Below are 14612 nucleotides of genomic sequence, written 5' to 3' on the forward strand. Positions count from 1 at the left end.
GGACGGCAGTCCGATACCGGGTCGGTAGCGTGGCGAGTTCGCCGAACCCCGGCCCGGCGGCGGTGATCCGGTCTAGCCTCGGCCTCAGACGCGACAGTTCCCGTCGCGGCGCCGACCGCTCGGAGGAAGCCGTGCACGCTCCGTATCCGCCGCCACCGCCGCCACCGGCCGTCGGCCGGGACCGGACCACGCTCTGGGGCGTCCTCGGCATCGTCTTCGGCCTGCTCTGCTGCGGGATCCTGGGCATCGTCTTCGGCGCGCTGTCGATCCGCGACGCCCGGCGCAACAGCAGGTCGCAGTTGCTCGGCTGGCTGGCCATCGCGTTCGGCGTGATCAACATCGTCGCCAGCGCCATCGTGCGCGCCCGGGGCAACTCGTACTACCCGTACTGGTATCGCTGAACGCGAGGGGGCCGACCGGTTCCCCGGTCGGCCCCCTCGCCACGTCGCTCGGCCGCTCAGCGGCCGGACATGATCTCCCGCATCAGGTTGGCGGTCTCGGTCGGGGTCTTGCCGACCTTGACGCCCACCGCCTCCAGCGCCGCCTTCTTGGCGTCGGCGGTGCCCGCCGAGCCCGAGATGATCGCGCCGGCGTGACCCATGGTCTTGCCGGGCGGGGCGGTGAAGCCGGCGATGTAGCCGACCACCGGCTTGGTGACGTTGGCCTTGATGAACTCGGCCGCCCGCTCCTCGGCGTCGCCGCCGATCTCACCGATCATGACGATCGCGTCGGTCTCCGGGTCCGCCTCGAAGGCGGCCAGGGCGTCGATGTGGGTGGTGCCGATGATCGGGTCACCGCCGATGCCGACGCAGGTGGAGAAGCCGATGTCGCGCAGCTCGTACATCATCTGGTAGGTCAGCGTGCCGCTCTTGCTGACCAGGCCGATCCGGCCGGAGCCGGTGATGTCGGCCGGGATGATGCCGGCGTTCGACGCGCCCGGCGAGGCGATGCCCGGGCAGTTCGGGCCGATGATCCGGGTCCGCTCGCCCTTGGCCCGGTTGTACGCCCAGAACGCGGCGGTGTCGTGCACCGGCACGCCCTCGGTGATCACCACGGCCAGGTCGATGCCGGCGTCGATCGCCTCCACCACGGCGGCCCTGGTGAACTGCGGCGGTACGAAGATGACGGTGACGTCCGCGCCGGTCTCCTTCATCGCGTCCGCGACGGAGGCGAAGACGGGCAGCTCGGTGCCGTCGAAGTCGACTGTGGTGCCGGCCTTGCGCGGGTTCACGCCGCCGACCACGTTGGTGCCGGCGGCGAGCATCCGCCGGGTGTGCTTGGAACCCTCGGAACCGGTCATCCCCTGCACGATGACCTTGGAGTCCTTGGTCAGCCAGATAGCCATTGTCAGACCCCCGCAGCTGCCAGCTCGGCGGCCCGCTCGGCCGCGCCGTCCATGGTGTCGACCCGCTGGATCAGCGGGTTGGCCGCACCGTCGAGGATCGCCCGACCGGCCTCGGCGTTGTTGCCGTCGAGGCGCACGACGAGCGGCTTGGTGGCCTTCTCGCCGCGCTGCTCCAGCAGCGCCAGCGCCTGCACGATGCCGTTGGCGACCGCGTCACAGGCGGTGATGCCGCCGAAGACGTTGACGAAGACGCTCTTGACCGACGGGTCGGACAGGACGATCTCCAGGCCGTTCGCCATCACCTCGGCGCTCGCGCCGCCGCCGATGTCGAGGAAGTTGGCCGGCTTGACGCCGCCGTGCCGCTCCCCCGCGTACGCGACCACGTCGAGCGTGGACATGACCAGGCCCGCGCCGTTGCCGATGATGCCGACCTCGCCGTCGAGCTTCACGTAGTTGAGGTCCTTGGCCTTCGCGGCCTGCTCCAGCGGGTCCACCGACGCCTGGTCGACCAGGGCCTCGTGGTCCGGGTGCCGGAACGCGGCGTTCTCGTCCAGGGTGACCTTGGCGTCCAGGAGCAGCAGCTTGCCGTCCTTGGTGGTGGCCAGCGGGTTCACCTCGACGAGCGTGGCGTCCTCGGCCACGAACGCCTGCCACAGCTTGACCGCGACCTCGACCACCTGGTCGGCGATCCCGGCCGGGAAGCCCGCCGCGGTGACGATCTCGCGCGCCTTCGCCTCGTCCACGCCGGTGTTGGCGTCGATCGGCGCCTTCACGACCCGCTCCGGGGTCTCGGCCGCGACCTGCTCGATGTCCATACCGCCGGCCACGCTGGCGATGCAGAGGAAGGTGCGGTTCGCCCGGTCGAGCAGGTACGAGAAGTAGTACTCCTCGGCCACGTCCGCGGTCACGGTGATCATGACCTTGTGGACGGTGTGACCCTTGATGTCCATGCCGAGGATGTCGGTGGCCCGGGCCACCGTCTCCTCCGCGCCCTCGGCCAGCTTCACGCCGCCGGCCTTGCCGCGGCCACCGACCTTCACCTGCGCCTTGACGACCACTCGGCCGCCGAGGCGTTCGGCGATCGCGCGGGCCTCCTCCGGGGTAGTGGCGACGCCGCCGGCGAGCACGGGCAAGCCGTGCCGCTCGAACAGGTCCCGCCCCTGGTACTCGTACAGGTCCACGATTGCGCGTCCCGTCCCGTCTCCGCGGCGCGCCGTCGCGCCGCCACCAGCTTCGGAAAATCAGTTTGACGCCTGTCATCAGATGAGACAGGCCATTTGCCGCAGCCTAACGAGATGGGAACGGGCGGCAACCGAGCGGGTGCGGGGTGTGCGGTAATGCACAGGCCGGGGTCGGCCGGGCCGATCACCGCGGCGCCGGCGCACGCGGGCGTCAGCCGTCCGGGGGATGTCCGGGCCCGGGCGTAACCGCCCGTCGGGGGCGTCGTTGAGTGTGATGTCGGCGCGCTGGTCAAGCGCGGCGACGGGAGCGGCCGATGCCCTGTCGGTCGAGGGGTGGCGGCGGGGCATCGTGCATAGAGGGGCCGGGCGTGTGAGGGGTGCGTCCGGCCCCTCCCCCGTGCCCGGAGCCGGAAACGCGGGCCGGGCACGCAGGGGCCGGGAACCGGGCGGGTCAGCCGACCGGCTGGGCGACGTTCTCCCGCACCCACTCGACGATCGAGCCGGTGGTGGCGCCCGGGGTGAAGATCTTCGCGACGCCGAGCCGCTCCAGCTCCGGGATGTCGGCCTCGGGAATGATGCCGCCGCCGAACACCACGATGTCGGTGGCCTCCCGCTCGGTGAGCAGTTCGACGACGCGCTTGAACAGCGTCATGTGCGCGCCGGAGAGCACCGATAGGCCGACCGCGTCCGCGTCCTCCTGGATCGCGGTCTCGACGATCTGCTCCGGCGTCTGGTGCAGGCCGGTGTAGATGACCTCCATGCCCGCGTCACGCAGGGCGCGGGCGACCACCTTCGCCCCCCGGTCGTGACCGTCCAGGCCGGGCTTCGCGACGACGACCCGGATACGAGAGCTCATCTGCGCACACCTTTCACCGGCACTCTGACCTGAACGAACGGTAACCCGGCCGGACGGGAGGCGGGAAGCCGGGCCGGACCTTGCCACAGACGAGCCGCACCACTACCGCCCACCCGGATACGCGGGAAGCCGGACACCTCCGCCGTTCGGTCACTGTCCGCGACGAATGGGCAGTCGACATACCGTCCGACCGGCGGCACGAGCTATGACAAGGTCGGATGGAATTGGACATAACGAATCGGCATTTCGGCGCTTCGGCTTGTGACAGGAGTGGCGGTTGGCTAACGTGTCCACGGTTGTCATCAGGTCCACGGACGGGTGACGACGCGGCACCGGAGGTTCGACCCAGCTTCACCGAACGGTCCGGAGTCGCATCGGATCCCCGACAACGGAGGGTGTGCGTGCGTCAGCGCCTGTCGTCTGAGCCCGATCGCTATCGCGGCCGCCGCCGCGTACCCACCCCCCCGCGGAGCCGCTACGCCGCGGTGGTCACCACCGCCTTCGTCGGCGCCGGCATCGTCGCCATCGGCGCGAACGCCCTCCCCGACGCCAAGAGCGTCAGCCCGTCGGTCCTCGACGAGCTCCGGCAGGCCTCGGTCGCCAGCCAGGACGCCGCCGCCCGCGCCGACAGCGCGGAGCGCCCGTCCCGCGCCGACCGCTCCGACAGCAAGGCCGCCGAGCAGGACCCCTGGCTCCTGCCGCTGCACGGCTACGACTTCAAGTCCCCCTACGGCATGCGCTGGGGCAAGCTGCACACCGGCATCGACCTGGTCGCCCCGGAGGGCACGCCCTACAAGGCGGTCCACGCCGGCACCGTCACCAAGGCCGGCTGGTTCGGCGGCTACGGCTACGCCGTCATCGTCCAGCACCCCGACGGCAGCGAGGCCATCTACGGCCACTCCTCCGCGGTGACGGTCAAGGAGGGCCAGGAGGTGAAGGCCGGCGACCAGCTCGGCCTGGTCGGCAACACCGGCCACTCCTACGGCTCCCACCTGCACCTGGAGATCCATGTCAAGGGCCAGCCGCAGGACCCGGTGGCGTTCCTCAAGGATCGCGGAGTGGACATTCAGCTCGAAGTCGAGGCAGTTTACAGCGACGTAGCCGCGTCCTGACGCTCTGTACCGCCCCGTCACCGCCCGGACCACACGGTCCGGGCGGTTTCGTCTGCGCCGATGTCTGCCACGTCACACCGGTCGGTGTGAGCGAGAGCACATCGACGAATGATCGTCTCTTCGACCGAACCGGCCGGCCGGTCCGAAACCGGACGCGCGGTGGCGGCGCGGGCCACCGCGTCCGCACCCCGATACCCGCTGCGACCTGCACCGACACCAGTATTTCGAGGTCACGTGCCCCTCGAAACCGATGAAGGATCCCGTGCAGCACATCAGCCCCACCCCGGACAACGCTCCCGCCCGGCACCGGCGCCCGCGCCGCGCCCGGCGCACCGTTTACGTGGTCACCGGCGCGGTGGCCCTGCTCGGTCTCGGCATCGGCGGCGTGGTCGTCACCACCGCCCCGTCCGACCCGATGCCGGCCGCCGTCGACCTCGGCGTAGCGGCCCGCGCCGACGAAGCCGCCCGCGCCGACCGCTCGGCCCGCGAGCCGGTCACCCCGTCCGCCCTACCGGCCAGCCCGTCGCCGAGCCCGAGCGCGAGCGCGACCAGCCCGGCACCGAGGAAGACGGCGACGGCGAAACCCAAGCCGAAGCCGAAGAAGACGACAGTGGCGAAGAAGCCGACCTGGGTCATCCCGATGAAGGGCGCCGACATCACGTCCTGCTACGGGCCCCGCTGGGGCACCCAGCACGCCGGCATCGACTTCGCTATGCCGGCCGGCACGCCGATCCACGCCGCCGCGGCGGGCACCGTGGTCAAGGCCGGTGACGTGGGCGACGGCTACGGCATCTCGGTCTTCATCGACCACCACAACGGCTACCTGACCCACTACGCCCACCAGAGCCGGCTCGCCGTCGGCGTCGGCGACACGGTCAAGGCCGGTCAGGTCATCGGGTACGAGGGCTCCACCGGCGACTCCACCGGCCCGCACCTGCACTTCGAGGTGCACCAGGGCGCGATGTGGAACCAGATCGACCCGGCGCCGTTCCTGCGTGCCCGGGGCATCGACGTGGCCTGCTGACAGCACTACGAAACGAGGAGGGCCCGGCCCGGCCACGAGCCGGACCGGGCCCGCCCGCGTTCAGAGCTTGTCGATCGGGGCGTGCCGCAGCACCAGCCACATGGTCTGGTCGCCGAAGTCGATCTGGGCCCGGGCACCCGGCCCGGCCCCCTCCACCGCCAGCACCCGGCCCAGGCCGTACCGCTGGTGGTTGACCCGGTCGCCCACCGCGACCTTCGGAGTCTGCTTCAGCTCGCTCGCGGTGGCCAGCCGGCTGGCGTCCACGCCCAGCCGCTTCGCCAGCTCGGTCGCCTTGGGCGTGCCGCCGGCGAAGCCGCCGCGGCCCAGCCGGTCCGCCCGGCCACCGACGCCGCCGCCTCCGCCGCCCCACGAGGTGTACGCCCCCTCGGTGCGCTCCCAGCGGACCAGCTCGGGCGGCAACTCCTCCAGGAACCGCGACGGCGGGTTGTAGGCGGGCGCGCCCCAGGCCGACCGGGTCACCGCGCGGGACAGGTAGAGACGCTGGCGGGCCCGGGTGATGCCCACGTACGCCAGCCGCCGCTCCTCCTCCAGCTCGCGGGTGTCGCCGAGCGAACGCAGGTGCGGGAAGACGCCGTCCTCCAGGCCGGTCAGGAAGACCACCGGGAACTCCAGGCCCTTGGCGGTGTGCAGCGTCATCAGCGTGACGACACCCTGGTGGTCCGGGTCGTCGGAGGGGATCTGGTCGGCGTCGGCGACGAGCGCCACCTGCTCCAGGAAACCGGCGAGCGTGGCCCGCTCGTCGTCGGCACCGAGCGCCTCGATCCGCTCGGTGTACTCCCGGGCGACGCTCACCAGTTCCTGGAGGTTGTCCACCCGGCCGGCATCCTGCGGGTCGCGGCTCTCCTCCAGCTCGGCCAGGTAGCCGGAGCGGGTCAGCACCGCCTCCAGCACCTCCTCCGGGGTGCCGGTGTCGGCCAGCTCCCGCGCCGCGTCGAGCAACGCCACGAACTCGGCGATGCCGTTCGCCGCCCGCGTGGAGATGCCCGGCGCGTCCTTGGCCCGGCGCAGCGCGGCGCCGAAGGAGATGCGGTCCCGGGCACTCAGCGCCTCCACGCACGCCTCGGCCCGCTCGCCGATGCCCCGGCGCGGGGTGTTGAGGACCCGGCGCAGGCTGACCGTGTCGTCGTCGTTGACAACGGCGCGCAGGTACGCGAGCGCGTCGCGGACCTCCTTGCGCTCGTAGAAGCGCACCCCGCCGACCACCTTGTAGGGCAGGCCGACCCGGATGAACACCTCCTCGAACACACGGGACATGGCGTTGGTGCGGTAGAACACCGCCACGTCGCCCGGGCGGGTCTCGCCGTCGTCGACCAGCCGGTCGATCTCCCGGGCCACCCAGTCGGCCTCGGCGTGCTCGGTGTCGGCGACGTACCCGACGATCTGCTCGCCGGACCCGGCGTCGCTCCACAGCCGCTTCGGCTTACGGGAGGTGTTGCGGTCGATCACCGCGTTGGCGGCGTTGAGGATGGTCTGCGTCGAGCGGTAGTTCTGCTCCAGCAGGATCGTGCGGGCGTCGGTGAAGTCCCGCTCGAACTCCAGGATGTTGCGGATGGTCGCGCCGCGGAACGCGTAGATCGACTGGTCGGCGTCACCGACCACGCACAGCTCCGCCGACGGGATCCCCTCGGTCCCGGAGACCAGCTCCTTGATCAGCACGTACTGGGCGTGGTTGGTGTCCTGGTACTCGTCCACCAGCACGTGCCGGAACCGGCGCCGGTAGCTCTCCGCCACGTGCGGGTGCGACTGGAGTAGGTGCACAGTCGTCATGATCAAGTCGTCGAAGTCCAGCGCGTGCGCCTCGCGCAGCCGCCGCTGGTAGAGCGTGTACGCCTCGGCCAGCGCCCGCTCGTTCGGCCCCTTGGCCCGGCCGGCGAACTCCTCCGGGTCGACCAGCTCGTTCTTCAGGTTCGACACCTGGGCGGCCAGGCCCCGGGCCGGGTAGCGCTTCGGGTCCAGATCCAGCTCGCGGGCGACCATCTGCATCAACCGGCGCGAGTCGTCCGCGTCGTAGATCGAGAACGTCGACTTCAGGCCGGCGTGCTCGTGCTCGGCCCGCAGGATGCGTACGCAGGCGGAGTGGAACGTCGAGACCCACATGAGCCGGGCGCGCGGGCCGACCAGCGCGGCCACCCGCTCCTTCATCTCGCCGGCGGCCTTGTTGGTGAACGTGATCGCGATGATCTCGCCGGGGTGCACGTCGCGGGCGGCGAGCAGGTAGGCGATCCGGTTGGTCAGCACCCGGGTCTTGCCGGACCCGGCGCCGGCCACGATCAGCAGCGGGGAGCCGGCGTGGGTCACCGCGTCCCGTTGGGGGCCGTTCAGGCCGTCGAGGAGGGCGCCCGGATCCGGCCCGGCGCCCCCGGGACGGCGCGGCGGGGTCGGCCGGGACTCCGGCGCGGGCGGGGACGCGGGAATGTCGAAGAGAGGATGCATCGCAGCCCGAGTCTATGCCGCCGGGCGGACACTTCCCCGCCCGCGCCACCGCTCGGCGCGCGCCGTCACGTCTCACCTGTTGGTGCGTCTTCTTGCGCGCCCGCCCAGGTGGTCGGCATACTCGACGACGTGTTCGATCAGCGCTTCTCCTTTTACTACGGCACCGGGAGTCCGGCAGCCGTGGGTCGCGCCTGATCACAGACCTGCGAAACGCCCCGGGCTCCCCGAGCCCGGGGCTTTTCCGTCCCGGGATCCGGGTACCGGGCCCGAGCCCCGAGAGGGACGACGATGATGACTGACGTGGTGGAGTCCAGCGGCAGCCTGGCGCGGCACGACCGGCCGGCCGGCGGCGACCCGACCGGTGCCGCGGCGGCCCGGACCGGTACCGACGACGCGGCGGCGGCGGAACGGATCGGCGAGATCCGGCGGCGGATCGACGAGATCGACAACACCCTCGTCGCGCTCTGGCAGGAGCGGGCAGCGCTCTCCCAGGAGGTCGGGGCGACCCGGTTGGCGTCCGGCGGCACCCGGCTGGTGCTCTCCCGCGAGCGGGAGATCCTGGAGCGGTTCCGGTCCGAACTCGGCGCCGACGGCACCCAGCTCGCGCTCCTGCTGCTGCGCGCCGGCCGCGGCCCGCTGTGACGGCCACGGAGACGACGAACCGCCTGCCGGCGTCGGGCTGACGCCGGCAGGCGGTCCGGTTCGGATCAGGCCGCCTCGTGGGTGACGACGATCTCCCGCTTCTCCGCGAAGTGGCAGGCGCTCGGGTGGTCCGAGCCCGGCCGGATCTGGAGCAGCGGCACCTCCTGGGCGCAGACGTCCTGCGCCTTCCAGCAGCGGGTGCGGAACCGGCAGCCCGAGGGCGGGCTTACCGGCGAGGGCACGTCGCCCTGGAGCCGGATGATGGCCTTGCTCTCCCGCACGGTCGGGTCCGGCACCGGCACCGCCGACAGCAGCGCCTGGGTGTACGGGTGGGTCGGCCGCTCGTAGATCTCGTCCTCGGTGCCGACCTCCACCATCTTGCCCAGGTACATCACGGCGACCCGGTCGGAGAGGTGCCGCACCACCGACAGGTCGTGGGCGATGAAGACGTACGACAGCCCGAACTCGGTCTGGAGCTTCTCCAGCAGGTTCATCACCTGGGCCTGGATCGAGACGTCCAGGGCCGACACCGGCTCGTCGCAGACGATCACCTCGGGCCGCAGCGCCAGCGCCCGGGCGATGCCGATGCGCTGCCGCTGACCGCCGGAGAACTGGTGCGGGTAGCGGTTGATGTGCTCCGGGTTGAGACCGACCAGGTCGAGCAGTTCCTTCACCTTGCTGCGCCGGCTGCCGCGCGGGGCCACCTCGGGGTGGATCTCGAACGGCTCGCCGATCAGGTCACCCACAGTCATCCGGGGGTTCAGCGAGGTGTAGGGGTCCTGCATCACCAGCTGGATCTGCCGGCGCAGCCGCCGCAGCGCGCCACCGGAGAGCTTGGAGATGTCCTGGCCCTTGTAGAGCACCTGGCCGCCGGTCGGCTTCTCCAGGTTCATCAGCACCCGGGCCAGCGTCGACTTGCCGCAGCCGGACTCGCCGACCACGCCGAGCGTCTCGCCGGCCTTGAGGTCGAAGGAGACGCCGTCGACCGCCTTGACGTGACCGATGGTCTTCTTGAACACCACGCCCCGGGTCACGGGGTAGTGCTTGACCAGGTCACGAACCTCGATGATGTTCTCAGTCACGGTTCACCAGTTCCTCGGCGAAGTGGCAGGCGCTGGCCCGGCCGCTGCCCAGTTGCAGCAGCGGCGGGACCTTCTCCCGGCACACCGGCTGCGCCATCGGGCAGCGCGGGTTGAACGCGCAACCCGTCGGGATGTTCATCAGGTTCGGCGGGAGGCCCTTGATGGTGCGGAGCTCCTGCCCCTTCTCGTCCATCCGCGGGATCGAGTTGAGCAGGCCGAGCGTGTACGGGTGCGCCGGCTTGCGGTACAGGTCGTAGACGTCGGCTTCCTCGACGATCCGGCCGGCGTACATGACCGCGATCCGGTCCGCGACGTCGGCGACCACGCCGAGGTCGTGGGTGATCAGAATCATGCCCATCCGCCGTTCCCGCTGGAGCTCGCCGAGCAGGTCCATGATCTGGGCCTGCACCGTCACGTCGAGCGCGGTGGTGGGCTCGTCGGCGATCAGCACCTCGGGGTCCAGCGCCAGCGACATGGCGATCATGGCGCGCTGCCGCATACCGCCGGAGAACTGGTGCGGGTAGTTGCTGAACCGGCCCTTGGCGTTGGGGATCTTCACCTGGTCGAGCATCTCGATCGCGCGCTTCTTGGCGTCCGAGCGGCTCATGCCGCGGCGGATGCGGAACTGCTCGGCGATCTGGAAGCCGACTGTGAAAACCGGGTTGAGGGCCGAGAGCGAGTCCTGGAAGATCATGGCGATGCCCTCGCCCCGGATCCGCCGCCGCTGCTCGGGGGACATGGTGAGCATGTCCTTGCCGTGGAAGCGGACCCTTCCGCCGGTGACGAAGCCGGGCGGGGTGTCCAGGATGCCCATGATGGTCTGCGCGGTGACGCTCTTGCCGGAGCCGGACTCGCCGAGCACGGCGAGGGTCTCCCCCGCGTCGACGTGGTATGTGACTCCGTTGATGACCTTGGCGACGCCGTCCCGGGTGCGGAACTCCACCCGAAGGTCGTCGACCTCCAGCAGGCGGCCCGAGGGGCGGCCGGATCCGTCGGCGCCCGGGGCGGACTGCTCGGACACGAGAATGTCGGACAACTCAGTTCCCCTATCGGAGCTTCGGGTCGAGGGCCTCGCGGACCGCCTCGCCGAGCATGACGAAGCTCAGCACGGCGGCGACGAGGAACGCGGCGGGGAAGAACAGCAGGAACGGCGAGACCCGGATGTAGTTCTGCGCCTCGCTGATCATGATGCCCCAGGAGACGACCGGGCTCTTCAGGCCGATGCCCAGGAACGAGAGCGTGGCCTCCGCGCCGATGAACGAGCCGACCATGATCGTGCCGTAGACCAGCAGCGGGGCCAGGCAGTTCGGCAGCAGGTGCTTGAGGATGATCCGGCCGGTGCCGGCGCCGAGCGCGCGGGCCGCCACGATGTAGTCGGCCTCCTTGGTGGCGAGCACCGAGGAGCGCATCAGCCGCATCACGACCGGCCAGCTCAGCACGCTCAGGGACAGGATGACCAGCCCCATGATCGTCCACTCGCCGTTGTCGGTGCCGGACCCGTTGAACGTGGTCAGGATGACGATCGAGCCGAGCACGAACGGCAGGCCGAAGAAGATGTCCGCGATGCGGGAGAGCAGTGCGTCCACCCAGCCGCCGCGGTAGCCGGCGATGATGCCCATCGTGCCGCCGACGAGCAGCGTCAGGACGGTGGAGACCACCGCGACCACGATCGAGGCGCGGGCGCCGTAGATGACCCGGGCGTAGACGTCGCGGCCCTGCACGTCGTAGCCGAACCAGGCGGCGGAGGACGGCTCGACCCGGCTGCGGTCCAGCGTGCCGTTGACCGCGTCGCCGGAGGTGAACAGCCACGGGAAGGCCGCCATCACGAGGAACACCACGATGATCGTCGCCGAGATCCAGAACAAGGGCTTGCGGCGCAGGTCGATCCAGGCGTCGCCGAGCAGGCCACGCGGCTTCTGCTGCTTCGCGTTCTCCGGCAGGCCGGCGTTGGTGGGCGCGCCCGACCCGGCCGCGGTGGGCATGGTCGCGGGCGGCGTCGACACGATCGACGCGGTACTCGGGTCACTCATGCCCGCACCTCGTTGCGCTCGGCGCGGGCGTGGTTGCCCGCGCAGACTGCTGGGACGATTCGTTCGCTGCGGCGGTCACTCATAACGGATCCTCGGGTCGAGGGCGGCGTAGAGCAGGTCGACCACCAGGTTCATCACGAGATAGACGAGCACCAGCACCACGACGATGCCGACAACGGTAGCGCTCTCCTTCGTGACGATCGAGCGGAGCACCTGCCGGCCGATGCCGTTGATGCCGAAGATGCCCTCGGTCACGATCGCGCCACCCATCAGGGCGCCGAGGTCGGTGCCGAGCAGGGTGACCACCGGGATGAGCGAGTTGCGCAGCAGGTGCACGCCGACCACGCGGCGCATCGGGAGGCCCTTGGCGATGGCGGTACGGACGTAGTCGGCACGCCGGTTCTCGGCGATACTCGTACGCGCCACCCGGGCGATGTACGCCATCGATGCGCTGCCGAGCACGAAGCCCGGCACGATCAGCTCACTGAACCGCATCTCGTTCGACACGGTCGGGTTGATGATGCCCCACTTGACGCCCAGCAGCCACTGCAGCACGAAGCCGATGACGAAGACCGGCAGGGCGATCAGGAAGAGGGTGGAGACCAGGACCAGGTTGTCCAGGAAGCCGTTGCGCCGCAGACCGGTCAGGATGCCCGCGCCGAGACCGATCACGGCCTCGATGGCGAGGGCGACCACCGCCAGCTTCAGGGTGTTCGGGTACGACGTGGCGATGATGTCGCTGATCTCGCGACCGCCGAACGTGATACCGAAGTCACCCTGCAGAAGGTTCTTCATGTAGCTGGCGTACTGCACCCAGATCGACTCGTCGAGGTTGTACTTCTCGGTCATCATGGCCCGGTAGTTCGGGGGGCAACCGCGGTCACCGCACTTGCCGGCGAAGGGGTCACCGGGCACGGACCAGACGAGCCAGTAGATCAGGAACGTCGTGCCGATGAACACCGGCACGAGTTGCAGCAGCCGTCTCAAGAGATAACGGCCCATGGGGTGGTCCTCCAGACAGGGAGCGCCGGGTGAGTCGGCGCGGCGGCGACAACGTGCGAGGGGTTCGTTGTACACCCCCTCGCGGAACGGCCCCGGGTCGGGCTCACCGGTAGGCGAGCCCGACCCGGGGTCAGACCGTTCGGATCAGAGCTCGACCGAGGTGATGTCGAGCTCACCGACGTTGGTCAGCTCCAGCTTCTTGATCTTCTCCGAGTGGCCGGACTGCTGGCCACCGAAGTAGATCGGCATGGACGGGACGTCCTGGTCGATCAGCTTGACGGCCTCGGCGAACTTCTTGTGGGCCTCCTCGATGCTGGGGGCCGCGGAGGCCTCCTTCGAGAGGGCGTCGACCTGCGGGTTGCTGTACTTGCCGTCGTTCGAGGAACCACCGGTGACGTAGAGCGGGTTGATCCAGTTCTCCACGTCCGGGTAGTCCTGCTGCCAGCCGGCCCGGTAGGCACCGGTCATCTTGTAGGCGTTGATGTTGGCGCGGAAGACCGCGAAGGTCGGCACGCCGACGGCAACAGCGTCGATGCCCAGGTTGGTCTTGATCTGCTGGGCGACGGCCTCCATCCACTCCTTGTGGCTGGCGTCCGCGTTGTACGACAGGGTCAGCTTGCCCTGGAAGCCACCGGCCTCCTGGAGGAGCTGCTTGGCCTGGGCCACGTCGAACTTGCAGGCGGTGCAGTTGCCCGGCTCGGCACCCGGGGTCAGCGGGTTGGCCCAGCTGTCGGCCGGCTTACGGGTACCGAAGAAGATCTTGTCGGTGATCGACTGCCGGTCGATGGACAGCGAGATCGCCTTACGCAGCTTCGGGTTCTGGAAGCGCTTGTCGTAGATCGGGAAGGCGATGATGCCGGTCGACGGGGTCGTCGAGGCCATGGCCCGCTCGGCCAGGTCGGTCTTCCACTTCTCACCGGCCAGCGCGGAGACCGGAACCTGCTGCTGGAAGTCCAGGTTGCCGGCGAGCAGGTCGTTGTACGCCGCCGTGTCGTCCTGGTAGATCTTGACGGTGACGTCCTTGATCTTCATCTTGTCGCGCAGGCTGTAGTCGTCGAAGCGGGTCAGCTTGATCTCGACGTCGTCCTGCCAGGAGACGAGCTCGACCGGGCCGTTACCGATCGGCTTCTTGCCGAAGTCCGCCGGGGTGGACGAGAAGAACGCGTCCGGCAGCGGCACGAAGGCGCTGTAGCCGAGCTTGGTCGGGAACACGGCGGTCGGCGCGGAGAGCGTGACCTCGAAGTTCCAGTCGTCGACGACCTTCAGGCCGGACATCTCCTTGGCCTTCGGCTCCGGGGCCTTCTGCGGGCCGTCCGGGCCGTCCGGGTCCTCGGTGTAGACCTCGTCGAAGCCCTGGATGTCGGAGAAGAAGGAGGCGTTCTGCGCGCCGTTCGGGCCGTACGCCGCCCAGTTCCAGGCCTTGACGAAGCTCTCGGCCTTGACGGTGGTGCCGTCGTGGAACTTGGTGTTCTGCTTGATCTTGATCTTGAAGACCTTCGAGTCGCTCGTGTCGATCGACTCGGCGAGCAGGTTCTGCGGCGCCCCACCGTTGTTGGGGTACTCGACCAGGCCGCTCCACAGCCAGTCGATGACCGCGCCGCCACCGGTCTCGGTGGTGTTCGCCGGAACCAGGGGGTTCTCCGGCTGGGTGCCGTCGATGACGATCGCGCCGTCCTTGCTGGCGCCGGCGTCGCCACCGTCGTTGTTCCCGCTGGAGCAGCCGGACGCGACGAGCGCGAATGCCGCGCCCACCGCGAGCGCGCCGCTCGCCCGCTTCGAGACTCTCATTCCGAGGGGCCTCCTCTTTCTAACCTGGTTCCGTCGTGAGTTTCACGCACGCCATTGGGGGTGACACCACCGGCGACCCGGACCACAGGACGCCGG

General features: G+C 70.0%; 13 protein-coding genes. 4 read left to right on the forward strand and 9 right to left on the reverse strand.

Going from position 1 to position 14612, the window contains the following annotated elements; all coding sequences use genetic code 11:
- Window positions 1-131: 131 nt before the first annotated feature.
- The gene (locus O7622_RS00120; RefSeq protein ID WP_282311293.1) at window positions 132-401 is read left to right on the forward strand and encodes a DUF4190 domain-containing protein; all 270 of its coding nucleotides are present in this window, start codon (window positions 132-134) and stop codon (window positions 399-401) included.
- A gap of 56 nt (window positions 402-457) precedes the next feature.
- Here the strand turns inward: O7622_RS00120 and sucD are convergent, their stop codons facing one another.
- The 3 genes from sucD to O7622_RS00135 all read right to left on the reverse strand — a co-directional run bounded on the left by sucD (window position 458) and on the right by O7622_RS00135 (window position 3382).
- On the reverse strand, window positions 458-1345 hold the full coding sequence (gene sucD, locus O7622_RS00125; RefSeq protein WP_282311295.1) for a succinate--CoA ligase subunit alpha: 888 nt from the start codon (window positions 1343-1345) through the stop codon (window positions 458-460).
- A 2-nt stretch (window positions 1346-1347) separates the two neighbouring features.
- A complete protein-coding gene (gene sucC / locus O7622_RS00130; RefSeq protein ID WP_282311296.1) occupies window positions 1348-2526 on the reverse strand; it encodes an ADP-forming succinate--CoA ligase subunit beta in 1179 nt (392 codons plus the stop codon).
- 451 nt (window positions 2527-2977) lie between these two features.
- Window positions 2978-3382, reverse strand: coding sequence for a cobalamin B12-binding domain-containing protein (locus O7622_RS00135; RefSeq protein WP_269704087.1), 405 nt, complete (start codon window positions 3380-3382; stop codon window positions 2978-2980).
- A 401-nt stretch (window positions 3383-3783) separates the two neighbouring features.
- Here O7622_RS00135 and O7622_RS00140 point away from each other — a divergent pair, with 401 nt between their 5' ends.
- The gene (locus O7622_RS00140) at window positions 3784-4494 is read left to right on the forward strand and encodes a M23 family metallopeptidase (RefSeq protein ID WP_282311297.1); all 711 of its coding nucleotides are present in this window, start codon (window positions 3784-3786) and stop codon (window positions 4492-4494) included.
- A gap of 250 nt (window positions 4495-4744) precedes the next feature.
- Window positions 4745-5518 carry a M23 family metallopeptidase gene (locus tag O7622_RS00145; protein WP_282311298.1) on the forward strand — a complete coding sequence of 258 codons (774 nt, stop codon included), beginning with the start codon at window positions 4745-4747 and terminating at the stop codon, window positions 5516-5518.
- A gap of 60 nt (window positions 5519-5578) precedes the next feature.
- Here O7622_RS00145 and pcrA read toward each other — a convergent pair whose 3' ends face one another.
- Window positions 5579-7972 (reverse strand): DNA helicase PcrA, encoded by a 2394-nt coding sequence (gene pcrA, locus O7622_RS00150; protein WP_282311299.1) that lies wholly within the window; start codon window positions 7970-7972, stop codon window positions 5579-5581.
- A gap of 288 nt (window positions 7973-8260) precedes the next feature.
- On the opposite strand from pcrA, the gene O7622_RS00155 reads away from it, so the two are divergent.
- A complete protein-coding gene (locus O7622_RS00155) occupies window positions 8261-8614 on the forward strand; it encodes a chorismate mutase (RefSeq protein WP_282311300.1) in 354 nt (117 codons plus the stop codon).
- Between the two features lie 65 nt (window positions 8615-8679).
- On the opposite strand, the gene O7622_RS00160 is transcribed toward O7622_RS00155, so the two are convergent.
- From O7622_RS00160 to O7622_RS00180, 5 genes are all read right to left on the reverse strand, one after another.
- Window positions 8680-9696: a dipeptide ABC transporter ATP-binding protein gene (locus O7622_RS00160; protein ID WP_282311301.1), complete on the reverse strand. Its 1017-nt coding sequence runs from the start codon at window positions 9694-9696 to the stop codon at window positions 8680-8682.
- Window positions 9689-10717, reverse strand: a complete 1029-nt coding sequence (locus O7622_RS00165) for an ABC transporter ATP-binding protein (protein ID WP_282314264.1) — start codon at window positions 10715-10717, stop codon at window positions 9689-9691. Before O7622_RS00165 ends, O7622_RS00160 begins: the two co-directional genes overlap by 8 nt.
- Before the next feature lie 25 nt (window positions 10718-10742).
- Window positions 10743-11726 (reverse strand): ABC transporter permease, encoded by a 984-nt coding sequence (locus tag O7622_RS00170; RefSeq protein WP_282311302.1) that lies wholly within the window; start codon window positions 11724-11726, stop codon window positions 10743-10745.
- A 75-nt stretch (window positions 11727-11801) separates the two neighbouring features.
- Complete coding sequence (locus O7622_RS00175; RefSeq protein ID WP_121685977.1) at window positions 11802-12728, reverse strand: ABC transporter permease; 927 nt, start codon at window positions 12726-12728, stop codon at window positions 11802-11804.
- 144 nt (window positions 12729-12872) lie between these two features.
- Window positions 12873-14516 (reverse strand): ABC transporter substrate-binding protein, encoded by a 1644-nt coding sequence (locus O7622_RS00180; protein WP_282311303.1) that lies wholly within the window; start codon window positions 14514-14516, stop codon window positions 12873-12875.
- Between the last annotated feature and the right edge of the window lie 96 nt (window positions 14517-14612).

Source organism: Micromonospora sp. WMMD1076 (assembly GCF_029581475.1).
Classification (GTDB): Bacteria; Actinomycetota; Actinomycetes; order Mycobacteriales; family Micromonosporaceae; genus Micromonospora; species Micromonospora aurantiaca.